This is a genomic window from Streptomyces sp. NPDC006997 (assembly GCF_040635175.1).
Taxonomy (GTDB): domain Bacteria; phylum Actinomycetota; class Actinomycetes; order Streptomycetales; family Streptomycetaceae; genus Streptomyces.
This window is the reverse complement of sequence record NZ_JBEYHH010000026.1, coordinates 96,908-108,671: the sequence shown is the minus strand read 5'-3', so window position 1 is coordinate 108,671 and position 11,764 is coordinate 96,908. Positions and strand designations below refer to the sequence as shown.

The 11,764-nt window shown below is 66.0% G+C and carries 7 protein-coding genes; 2 read left to right on the top strand and 5 right to left on the bottom strand.

What is annotated here, in order from left to right:
• Nucleotides 1-184: 184 nt before the first annotated feature.
• Nucleotides 185-838, bottom strand: coding sequence for an Eco29kI family restriction endonuclease (locus ABZ659_RS24995; protein ID WP_093545413.1), 654 nt, complete (start codon nt 836-838; stop codon nt 185-187).
• A 215-nt stretch (nt 839-1,053) separates the two neighbouring features.
• Between ABZ659_RS24995 and dcm the strand changes: the two genes are divergently transcribed.
• Both dcm and ABZ659_RS24985 read left to right on the top strand, forming a co-directional pair.
• Nucleotides 1,054-2,424 carry a DNA (cytosine-5-)-methyltransferase gene (gene dcm / locus ABZ659_RS24990; protein WP_360224024.1) on the top strand — a complete coding sequence of 457 codons (1,371 nt, stop codon included), beginning with the start codon at nt 1,054-1,056 and terminating at the stop codon, nt 2,422-2,424.
• 4 nt (nt 2,425-2,428) lie between these two features.
• Complete coding sequence (locus tag ABZ659_RS24985) at nt 2,429-3,229, top strand: very short patch repair endonuclease (RefSeq protein ID WP_133910616.1); 801 nt, start codon at nt 2,429-2,431, stop codon at nt 3,227-3,229.
• Here the strand turns inward: ABZ659_RS24985 and ABZ659_RS24980 are convergent.
• The 4 genes from ABZ659_RS24980 to ABZ659_RS24965 all read right to left on the bottom strand — a co-directional run bounded on the left by ABZ659_RS24980 (nt 3,210) and on the right by ABZ659_RS24965 (nt 11,278).
• Nucleotides 3,210-3,398 (bottom strand): AbrB/MazE/SpoVT family DNA-binding domain-containing protein, encoded by a 189-nt coding sequence (locus ABZ659_RS24980; protein WP_093545422.1) that lies wholly within the window; start codon nt 3,396-3,398, stop codon nt 3,210-3,212. The two genes, ABZ659_RS24985 and ABZ659_RS24980, sit on opposite strands and share 20 nt — an antisense overlap.
• Before the next feature lie 112 nt (nt 3,399-3,510).
• On the bottom strand, nt 3,511-5,355 hold the full coding sequence (locus tag ABZ659_RS24975) for a hypothetical protein (RefSeq protein WP_360224022.1): 1,845 nt from the start codon (nt 5,353-5,355) through the stop codon (nt 3,511-3,513).
• 10 nt (nt 5,356-5,365) lie between these two features.
• Nucleotides 5,366-8,824: a hypothetical protein gene (locus ABZ659_RS24970; protein ID WP_360224020.1), complete on the bottom strand. Its 3,459-nt coding sequence runs from the start codon at nt 8,822-8,824 to the stop codon at nt 5,366-5,368.
• A 120-nt stretch (nt 8,825-8,944) separates the two neighbouring features.
• A complete protein-coding gene (locus ABZ659_RS24965; RefSeq protein ID WP_360224018.1) occupies nt 8,945-11,278 on the bottom strand; it encodes a hypothetical protein in 2,334 nt (777 codons plus the stop codon).
• Nucleotides 11,279-11,764 lie beyond the last annotated feature (486 nt).

Here is an 11,764-nt window from a genome sequence, read left to right as displayed (position 1 = left end):
ACCGCACCCCGCGCCATGGCCACCATCCGCAACCTCGCCATCGGCACCCTGAAGATCCTCGGAGCCGACAACATCGCCAAAACCACCCGCGCCATTCGCCACGAGCCCGAACGATCACTCGCCATCCTGGGCATCACCAACAACCCGGACACTCACGGAACTTGATCAAGCCCTGGCGCCGCTCTCAGTGAGCGTCGAGGTCCAGGAATGTCTCGGTCCGAGGGTGCAACCACGGAAGGGCGTCGTATCCGTCGACCCGCCGCTCGATGTGTGCCTTGACTGCCGAGACGAGGGCTTCGACGTCATGGACGACGCCCCCATGTGTGCGCCGGCGCCCATCGTGCACTGTGTCCCACTTGCTCTTCCGGCTCTGCCGGGTCGTCGCCCCCTGCTCCTTGCTGCCGAACCCGGTGAGGATGCTGTTCCACACCGGCTGGTAGCCGACGCGCAGGCCATTCTCACCCAGATTCGCGTGCACGTCCGGCAGCAGCAGCGCCCGGAACCGGAACTCATCGATGGGGAGCCCGCCTTCAATGATCGAGATCCGGTGCTGCTTGAGGCGGCTATGGAGAGGAAACCGCTCCCGGACCCTTGCCCCGGTGGCGCTGTTGCTGGTGGCTTGCCCTACGTACACGGGGATCTGAAGGCCCGCTAGAGGCAGGTACAGGGCTACGTCGACCCCACGGTAATAGAGCGCGTACAGCCCGGATCCCTCGAACCTTGGGATCTCCGTAGTCATGGAAACCAGGGGCTGGCGCTCGAAGGTCTCGCAGACGGTGTTCGCGATTTGGTCGGTCGACAGCGGGTCGAACGAAGCGGGCGTGTACTCGGAGGGCATGGCTTCCTGATCTACAAGGGCGTGTCTGAGTCGGAGGGGCCGTCGCCGCTCCGGCGCGGTTGTGAATCGGGCTGGCAGCCGTCAGCGCCGAGAGACATTCGCCCTGCTCCTTCGGGGTGATGGATCACCACGAACCCTATGGTCTTGCTCACTCTCTGGCGACTCATTCGAGTGAAACAGCCCCATGATCACCAACTCCGCGGTATGGTTCTCGCATGGTTGACCAGCCCAAAAAGACAAAGAAGCCGCGGACGAGTGTTGAGCTGTTCGCGGGCGGGGGTGGCCTTGCCATGGCGGTCCACCAGGCGGGCTTCCGCCCGCTCCTGTTCAACGAGTTCAACAAGCGCGCGTGCGAGACGCTCGTAGCGAGCGCCCGGAAGACGCTGGGCGCGGACGGGGTCGAGCGCGTCGAGGATACGAAGCCCGAGCCTCCTAGGCCCGGGCGGCCCGCGCCGCTTTACCCCGGGGACGTCCGGGACCTTGACATGACGGCATTCCAGGGGAAGGTGGATGTCCTGGCCGGCGGCCCGCCGTGCCAGCCATTCAGCGCCGGCGGCGTCGCCAAGGGCGACGAGGACAAGCGCAACATGTTCCCGGCCATGTTCAAGGCCGTCCGTGAGATCCGGCCCAAGGCGGTCATCTGCGAGAACGTTCGCGGTCTGCGGCGGCCCTCCTTCGCGGACTACTTCCAGTACATCCAGAACGAACTGACGCTCCCCTTCGAGAAACGGGACGACGAGGTCAGCTGGGAATCGCACAATGAGCACCTGAAGGGCATCATCAGCGGGCTTCCCGAGAACGACACCGATCCCGACCATTACAAGGTCGTGATGGTGCCTGTGAACGCGGCGGACTACGGGGTGCCCCAGATCCGTAACCGCATCGTGCTCGTGGCCTTCCGTGCTGACATTCCGGTTGATATCGAGGCATTCGAGAAGTACGTCAACACGCCTCAGTTCTCGGACACCGCCCTGTGGCGCTCGATGCTCGATGAGGACGGACCGTACTGGCGGCGCCACTCGAACGTGGCTCCGCGAGCGAAAGAAAGGGCGCGTGCGTGGGCTCGGGCCAAGCTGCCGAAGCCGACCAAGGAAGAAGACCCCAAGATCAGGCCATGGCGCACGCTGCGTGACGCCATCCAGGGCTACGGCACCGATGTCAAACTCCCGGCGCTTCCGCCAGTGGACCTCACCCGTCTCGACGAGAAGTTCGACTTCGGCAAGAAGATCGGCGTCGTCGACCACATCGGCTGGCCGGGCGCGCGTATCTACCAGGGGCACACACCGAACGAGCTCGACAGGCCAGCCAAGACGGTCAAGGCCGGCGTGCACGGTGTGCCCGGTGGAGAGTCCGTCGTGCTGCTCGACACTGGTTATGCGGACCGCACATCACCGGACGGGTGGACCCATCATCACCGCTACATGACGGTTCGGGAGACGGCTCGGGCGATGACATTCCCCGATGAATGGCTGGGCTCCGGCCCTCGCGGGGAGCAGATGCGCCAGCTCGGCAACGCCGTCCCGGTCGTTCTCGGTGAGTTCTTCGCCAACGCCGTCGCCGACGCCCTCTCAGCGGCTGGACATTGAGGTCATGCAGGAACAACGGGCCGGGGGGCACTGGAAAGAACAACTTCCCCCGGAGCGGGCGTACAAGCGGCGCGCCGGTGCCGTGGCACCAGCGGTGGAGCAGGATCGCGCGGCCGGAGGGCGTGCCCGGCGCAATGTCGCGCTAGGGGACGGCCGCCTCGCGCGGGCTTCGATCAGCTTGCGGTTGTACCGGCGGACGCGGCGCATCCGGGCGTATCTGCGCTGGTCGAAGGATGGCAAGACTCAGGAGAGGTACGTCTGCGAGGTTGAGCACGCGTCCAGAGGCGAGAATCTGGCGGAGGCGTGGCAACGCGCGAAGGACAGAGGACTGTTGGCGGTGGAGACACTCCCGCCCGAGTCAACCGCCTCCTCGCCTGAGGTCCGGGCTGCCATGCGTGCTAACCGCGGCAAGGACACTGGCCCCGAGCTGGCGTTGCGCAAGCTGCTCTATCAGCGCGGACTGCGCTATCGAGTCAACGCCAGGCCGCTCGTCGAGATCCGCCGCAAGGCGGACTTGGTCTTTCCTGGTGACCGCGTCGCGGTCTTCGTTGACGGCTGTTTCTGGCATGGCTGCCCCGACCACTACCGCCCGGCGGTCAAGAACGCGGACTTCTGGCGAGAGAAGATCGACGGCAACCGGGCCAGAGACGCCGAGACCAACGAGAAGTTGCTCGCAGCTGGGTGGAGAGTGATCCGAGTCTGGGAGCACGAAGATCCGACCCGGGCCGCAGACGAGATCGAGCAACAGCTCCGGCGGTGGCGAGCCGCCGGAGTCCGGCGGGGTGCTACAGCGGCCGGCCGTTGAGTAGGTCCGTGATGCTGTCCTCCAGACGTCGAAGGACGATCCTGCCGTCGCCCTCGCTGAACGCCAGCAGGGTCTCACCAGGATTGATTCCGGCCTCGGCGAGGATGCTCATGGGCAGGGCGACGGTGCCGTGCTCGTCGACGACGACTTCGGACGGCGAGCGGATCATTGGCGGAGTCCTTCATTCGGGGGCGCTACCGACTCTCTAGCTTGTTGAGTGGGAGTGGTCCCGGTCAATCGTAGGATCGAGAGGCCGGGGCGTCCTGGTGCGACTGTCAAGTTCATGGAGCCCAGAACGCCTGCCATGTGATCTCGTCGGATGTCCGAGCAGGATCCGTGTCATCCGCAGAGGGCAGAGTCCCGAACAGGAGGTTCCGGTCCAGGACGGTGTTGAACCGCTCGCAGGAGATTTCGCTGGTGTGCAAGCAGGCCGCGCATGCGCCCCCGAAGGAGCGGCGGCATGGCGGGTCGAAGACGCACCGCGGATCGGCGGCGAGCTCGGACAACGCCTCTGCGAGGTCGTAGCGATATACGTGCTCGATGCCGCCCAACGTGAAGTCGCTGCGGGTGTTGGCGTAGACAAGGAATGCCAGTGCGGATGGGAAGAGGTATTCGGCGAGCGAGTCGATATTAAGTCCGCAGCGTGCTGCGATGGACTTCATGAACCGGTGGGACATCGAGTGGACCAGCCCGAGGACACTGCGGGTGATCCGCTGCTCCGGGGCATTGAACATGTCGACGACTGGTTCTCGGACCCGTAGCAGCCACTTGTACGCGTTCGACTCGTCCGTGACCTCGGGGTCGGGAACGACGCCGGAGTCGACGAGCCAGCGGATAACTTCCAGCGGCTTGACGCGGACGAGCAAACCCTCGGTCTCGGTCCGCTTGCCGTACATGGGGTACTTGCCGTTGGACGCTGGAAAGAACTTGAACCACGTGCCCTTGTCGCCGGCGCGTGTCTGCTGTACGGCGTGGGCCGAGATCCGCGTGTAGCCCGCGACGACGTTCGCGATCGGAAGTTCGCGCAGCAGGGTAACGTCAGCCAGTTTGTAGCGGTCGAACAACGCGCGGTATTCGCCGTAGGTGGGGACCAGGTCGGCCGACGGGGGGTTCCGCAGCAGGTCATCGACGTTGAGCGACGGCGCCGCTGTAGCACGGCTGAGGGAAAACACCTCGTCGCCGATGACCTCAAGGGTTTCTGGGGGAAGTACCAGAGCCTCGACTTCCTTTTGCCATCCGCCGACGGCCACGGCGACCTGACGCGCCTTGTCCATCATCGACTCGTACAAAGGATCGCCGGGGTGGATCCCGAGTGCCTCGCAGGTCGCCTTGGCCTGCGCCAGCTTGTCGTCACCGTCGCCTCCGCTGGTTGCGGCGCGGAGCGCGTCGAGGCCCGGGGCCACAGCTCCGATGAGTTGTCCGACGGCGGCGGCGCCGATCGTGTCGCCCTTTAGGCCGGTGTACTCGGAGCGAGTGGGCGGATTGATCACGGTCAAGGACTGCGGGTAGTGGAGCGAGGTCTGCGGCACCCGAAGCACAGAGGTGGGACTGGTCTTGCAATCGGGGCAGTAGACAACACGTCGCTCTGCGCGTGTGCTGCACTTGCCGCATTGCCAGACCCACTGGCGGGTGTCCAGCACGCGCCAGTTCCGCAGGAGCATTGGCCCGGAGCAGTTGTTGGCGCATCTGGGGGCCCGGATCTCGCGAAGGAGACCACAGTTGTGAGCCTCAGCGAACTGGAACTGAGTCTTGAGCCTGTGCCCGAGGGGACAAGCCGGTGTCTGGTTGGTGGGATTGACGGTGCTCAGGTGTCCACACTCGTGGCAGATGAATGTGTTTGGGAATCGTGATGCCTGTAGGTCATGGGCCTCGACGATGCTGTATTGCCCACGCTCGATGATGTCGAGTTCTGGACCAGAGTTTGGGATTCCGGAATGCTGCTGGGCGAAGGGCCGGATCAGTCGCCTCAACTGCGGGGCGAGCCATGCTTCCGGAACATCGAGTGGTGAGGCGTGTCGGGGCGGCTCGCCGATGACGGACACCTGGTTGTCCCAGTTGTACGGCTGGCCTGGCATGTGGTTCCACAGTGCCTGGGTGGCAGTGCGGTGCAACGTGTCGTAGGTCATGGAGCGCTCCTCACACGTTTCCGTGGATGGTGATCGGTGCCTCGATGTCGCGCAGCGAGCGCGGAACCGACGGGTCCAGAAGTTCCGCCGTCCTCGTGTTGGACTCCCCAGATACGGCCAGGACGGACATCATCTCGTCGACGTACCGCACGACTTCCGCGCGGTGCATGTCGTGGTAGGGGTTATCCGGGTTGAGACCGAGGCCGGCCGACAGATCCTCGATCAAGCGAGTCCGATCGAGGAATCCCTCGTCGAGGGCCTTGCGGAACTGGTCAGACTTACTGAGGGCGTACCGGCCTTTGCCCGACTTGGTCCATGCGACCTCGTAGACCTGGAGGGCCCAGGCCATGAGAGCCCCAGAGAGCACTCTGCGGAGTACGGGTAGAGACTCGCGATTGACTGGTACCTTGTGCACGAGTCGGTCGAGGTAGGTAATCCAGGCCCTGTAGTAGCGGAAGACAGACGCATCGCGGTCTCGTGACGGATTGAAGATGTGCACGATCATGCCCGGGTGCGTGCGTCCGACCCGGGCCGTGGCCTGGATGACTTCCGCCGCCTGGGTGGGCGTGCCCATGAGGACCATGAAGCCGAGACGCGGCGAGTCGAAGCCGTGGCCGATAGCCCTTGTGGCGGCGATGAGGCGGATCCGGCGGCTGGGATCCTCTGGTGGTGCAGCGAGCCGCCGGACCGCTTCGCGGACTGCGGCGGGCTCGGCACTGCCAGAGATGATCGCGAGGTTGTCACTGGTCTCGACCAGGGACCTGACGCGATCGTCGCGAGTGTACGAGGAGAGGTCTTCGTTGCGTAGGCAGTACCCAAGCAGGACCGCGTAGTCGTCGCGTAGCGCCTTCTCCACCACCGTGAGGACGTGCGGCTCGGCGTGGTTGAGTCCGGCGTCGGCGGCCGCTGAGGCGGGGTCCGCGACGGATCGTTCGAGCCACGCGGCGTACATGCGGGTCACCTCTGCGGCGGCGGTGACCATGGTGATGCCGCGGGGCCGCACGCCGACGTAGCGGCGCAAGGGATCCTCAGGGTCGGTGTAGGAGAAGAACGTCTCGCCCGCGTCAGGACCAGGGGCGGGGAAACGGCGGGCCGAGCGTTGGTAGAGATGGAGCACCTGGTTCTCGTAGCCCTCGAGGGTGGCGGTCGCGGCCACGATGTGGAGGGGCCGATTGCCGAGCCTGGCACCGATCTGCTGTAGGAGTGTTTCGTACATGCCGTCGAGGGCGCCCAGACTCTCCTCCAGGAGGTGCAACTCGTCGGCGATCTCGCAGCGCAGGGACCCGAACCCGGGCGGGATCGGCGCTCGCGGAGCTGTGCAGCCGAAGACGGCACAGTAAGTCGGATCGGGCGTATATCCGTGGCGAGGGCATCGGGACTGCGCCTGGCCGAAGATGACCTGGAACCCCTTGCTGTGGGCGATCTGAGCGAGCCGGTCGACAGTGCCGACTAGTACGGAGGGGGCGTTTCGGTAGATGTCGTCGTCGACGACCCAGATTGGCAGGACTCCGAAGAGCCGACACCCAGGGTTCTGGCATGTATGCCGCATGGTCCAACTGGCCTCGTCGAACTGAACGAGGACCTTGCGGCCACTGCCAGACGGGTCGCAGGCAGGGCAGTACTCGAGGACACGGCAGCGTTCGGCGAGATTCGGCGAGTGCGGGTCGACGCCGTTCGAGAACCGACTGTTGGCCGCGTAGATGCGGTTAGGGGTGTTGGTGCTGCCTACGAAGAAGCCGACACCGAACGGATCTCCGGCGCTGATTCGCGGATCGTCCTGACGCAGGACCTCGGCCGCGAACACGGCTTCGGCGAAGCGAGTCGTCTGCTGCGTGGACAGAAGTCGCAAAGGGAAGCGCGCCCAGACGTTCACGCCGGCCGTTCCTCCTGTGAGGCGGGCGTGGAACAGATGAATGAGCATGACGCCGAGGTAGGCCTCGGACTTACCGCCACCGGTCTGCACGGTCTCGATCTGCACGCTGGGGTCGGCTTCTGGGTCCGCGACGGCCGGCAGACAGCCGACCATCCAGGCGATCTGGAACAGGCGCCACGAGTCGTAACCCTTGTTCGCTCCCACCTTCTTCATGGCCCGGTTGGCGAGGACGAAGGATTCACGCAGAACCGGGTCTCGCTCGATGGCGCGGACGCCGGCGCGGATCCACTCGACCTCGCCCCGAGCGGTGTCAGCGTCCCTCTTGGCCTCTGCGATGGCTTCGTCGCTCCAGCCTCGATCTGTCGCGCGCGCTGTCAGGGCGGTATCCGACCAGTGCTCGGCCACCCATGCGGCGTGGGCCTCGACGATCGCGGTGACCGCCCCGACCGGGTCGGCGATCACGGTGTCGAACCTGGCGTCAATGGTCTCGCCCTTGCCCGAGGTTGTCCGGGGGTGGGGGCGCTGGGTCAGGGCAGTCGCCCCATAGCCGGTTTCGAACGTCGTGCCGCCGGTAGCAGGGTCAGTTGCGGCGACCACCGGGGAGGCCTGCCCGAAGGCGGGAACAGTGCGGTCATAGCGGTGGGAGTTCGCCACCTGTTCCAGGGTGTATGGGGCCAGGACGGCGTTGGTGCGCGCCGCGACTTTGGCTTCGTATAGCCGGGTGTCCAAGTGCTGCCGGCCGAATGGGATCGTACGAGCCTGGTCGGCGAACTGGGCATCCTCGGGCGGAGTAGTGTTCACGAGGGTGATCAGGACGTCGCGTCCTGCCTCGGTGGTCAAGACATCGACGTCGAGTGCGGCGGCGAACTGGGGGAGGGCGGCGTCAGCCGCAGCGATCAGGTTGTTGGCGCAGTATGACGCCCATGCCGCGTCGTCGGCCATGTCGGGGTCGCGCGGCAGGGATCCGGCTGGTGACGCCGTACGCCGGGGGCGGAAAGGCTCGTTACCTGCGGCCGGACGCACAGCGGCTCGAATCGCGTCCGCGATGGCCTGCGCGCCGAAGCGCGTCGACCCGCGTGCCCCGTCGTGGACCTCCACGCGCACGTTGACCGGTCCGACGGGCACCTTCATCCACACTGCGGCCAGTTGGCGGCCGGGTGTCTTCCCGCCGACCCGGGCGGCGGACTTGGCGGCCGCTGAGGTGTTGATGTTGTCTGTGACCGCGTGTGTGAACGCGTGCTGCTCGGTCTGGGAGGCGTGCAACGCGATGTACACCGCGAAGCTGACCTCGACGTCGATCTCGGCGGGAGCCGATCCGGCGAGCCGAAATGAGAAGCCCTGCGCCGCCGGGACCAGGCGATCGCCGCTGAGGCCCTTGGCGCGATCGACGGTCAACTGCGGTTCGCTGGACAGCTGTCCGAGCCAGATCGCGCGCCTCTGCGCGTCGGTGAGGCGCACTCGGGTGGGCAGGTGCCCACCCGCTGCCTCGGTGAGAATGTGCCGTTCAAGTGAGGCGAGCAACGCGTCGCGGATCTTCGCCTCGAAGTTCCCAGCGGTGTCGCCGTCTGCGGGTGCCGCCGGTGTGGTGGCCGTCATCTCTCGCTCCGTCCCAAGCGATACGAAGGACATGGAAGGCGTCTGGGGCAGGGACTTCGTCGCCTGCCCGGACGCGGAGGGTGGGTCCAGGCCGCATATGGTGGGCCCCATTTGCTCAGATCAGCGCGCTGTCTCCCTCGCGAGTTGAATGGCTGTCAGCCGCGGGATAACGGATTCCTCTACGAGGACGCCGATCGCGCTGGCCGGCACACTCGCCAGCTTGGCGTGCACGGCCGTGACCTGGTGCAAGGTCACGGCCTCCAGGAGGTCGGCGACGTGGATCCCGAGGGCCGGGTCGATCAGCGCGTCGTCATCATTCATGCGCGCGCCGGTGATTTGTCCGGACAGCCAGCGCCCCACTGTCCGGTGAATGGTGCGGCTCGTGCACAGCGCTTTGCCCACCGGGTCCGCGCGGCGAAGCAACTCGGTGTCGCGGACAGCCTCCGCGAAGCGTCTGACGTCAGCCGGGTCCTCCGGGCCCTCGGAGTTCCCGCGGACCCAGGTCCCGATGGTCTGCTCGCTCGTGATCGTGGTCGGATCGGCGTTGCGTCGCATCGCCGCGAGTATCTCGCGATAGGTCCAACCGCTGGAGGAGACGCGCGCGACCCGCTCGTGCCAGAACGCGATCAGCGCGGCGAGCGGCGCGTAAGTGGGCAGTTCCGACAGGACGTCGATGACCGAGTCGAACAGGTTTCTGCGCGCGGCGGCGTCGACGAGCGCGATGACGTCACCGGCCTGAAGGGACTTGGCCGCGACCTGGCGTGTGTTTTTCTGCCGCTTGCGATAGACTATGTCATTGGGGTCCATCAGCATCGCGAGGCCGTCGGCGAACTCAACGGTGATCGCGTCCACTCGGGCCGTGGAGCCGCCGTTGCAGCCACGCGCCGGTGGCGGGCTCTCCGCCGCGTCGGCACCAGCCGACCCAATCCTGGCCAGGACCTTCAGGACGTCGAGACCAAACGGCTCCCACGGCGAGTCGTCCACGTCCCGCGCCACGTCGGTGGCCTTGACGACAGTGGTGTCCAGCCGGACGACGATATGCGCATCGGCTGGACGGACCACTATCGGGTGGGTCCCGAGTCGGACTGCGCTGCCCGCCGCAGTCCTCGCGCGCAACTCCGCCAGCGCCAGGAATGTGGTCCTCGCCTGCCGCGCCGCTCGCCCTGCCTCCCATTCCCCAGCGGCTGTGACCAGCAGCCTCGTCGCCGCAGGAGCGGCCAGCAAGCTGGCGTAGGCTCGCGGCAGCGGACCTGTGACCAGCATCGACGACACTGGCAGACCGGAAACCCGTCCGCAGGCGAGGTCACGGATGGAAACCACCCTGATTCGCTCCGCCCAACCGTGCGGGACCAGCGGCGACTCGTCCAAGTCGGCCGTCAGTGCCGCCACGGCGGATTGGTTGCGTGTGACGATCATCCCCGTTCCCCGCCGCCCGGCCTCCTCGCGGACCCAATCTTGGACGAGAGCGAACTTCGGCCGTTCACGGGCGGCCTCGTAGATGTCGTCGAAGCCGTCGGCGACCGCCGCCCAAGCATCCCTGGTCGGTCCCGCGCTATGGCGGGATACCGCGCGCGCGTGGCTGGTGGCATCCCCCAGGAGGACGGAGAACGGACCTCGGGAGACGCGCGCGTCGTAGGAGGCGGGAGAGGTGACCGACAAACTGAATGTGGACAGGACTCCCCACGCCCAGCGAGTGGCGTGCGTCATCGCGAGATTCCCTGAGTCGCCGGTCACGGCGGCGAGTCGCCCGAGTGCCTTCCACGTGCCGCTCAAAGCCTGATCCAGCGATGTCGCGGCCTCTGGTGCTCGCACGACACGCTCGGCCATAGCGGTGGCACGCAGCAACTCAGAGGGCGCAGCGAACTCGCCTGTTGCCTCACCCGGTTTGAAAGGCGCCGCCAGGTCCTCGAACGACGGTGGGTCAAACGCCCATACGACGCCGCCTGCCTCGCGGATGGCGTCCAGATTCGAGTCGAACGGCGTGTCTGTGATGTATACCAGGTCCTGGTCCCGGCGCAGACACGGCCCGAGATCACCTAGATCAGCCGCCGTCCCGTCGACTACCAGCGCCCCACGACCGCTTACTCGGTTCATCTCCGACGTGAGAATCAGCTGACCGGCCCGGTCACGAACGGGATTCCCGATGACCTCGACCTTGCCGTTGGCCGTGAGCCGTGCCCGGGGGATGAAATCGGCCAGCCTGTGACTCTCGATGTACAGCTGGTCATAGGCGGCACGCTGGGAGAGCCGCTTGGAGACCACCGTCGCGGTGACGTCGAGACTGCCGGTTCGAACGACCTGCGCCACAAGGCTGGCGGCACCGAGTGCGATCGGGATATCGGCGGCCGGCAGGGGAATGACCAAGGCCAGCGGCACTTCCCGCGCGCTGGCGGCATCGACGGCCTCCAGCAATTCCACGTCGAATCGAGTGGCCCCGAACTTGCGGATGCCCATGCCGGAGACCCGACGCCGCAGTTTGCCGCGCCGGACCACATCCGATAGGCCACTTGAGCTCGTCGTGGTCATCCGCCGCCCAGCCTTCCCCCGTCACAGAATCTTCACTTATTACCATAGAAGTCCGGACCGACAAGAGCCCGTGGCGCTGTAAGCCCCCACGTTGGGGTGAAGATCGGCTTCCTCCCGGGGCCACTCGCTTGATACTGGCAGCGTGTATCCACGGCCCTTCGATAGTGCCCGAGTGCGTCTCGATTCATGGGGTACCGGACGGGTCCTCGCCGCACCTGCTTGGCCGGCAACGAGCACATCAGCCGCCGCAGGCAGGGCTACTGTAGGAGGGCAACAAGAGAGCTTTCCGGTCGCACAGAACCTACTGCGGCCAGTCTCGGTGGCCATTCGGTGGCCGGACGCCTTTGGACGGCGCATCACTGAGTAGCCCAGGTCAACCTGTCGCACGTGCTCTGATCAGGAAAAACGTCACCG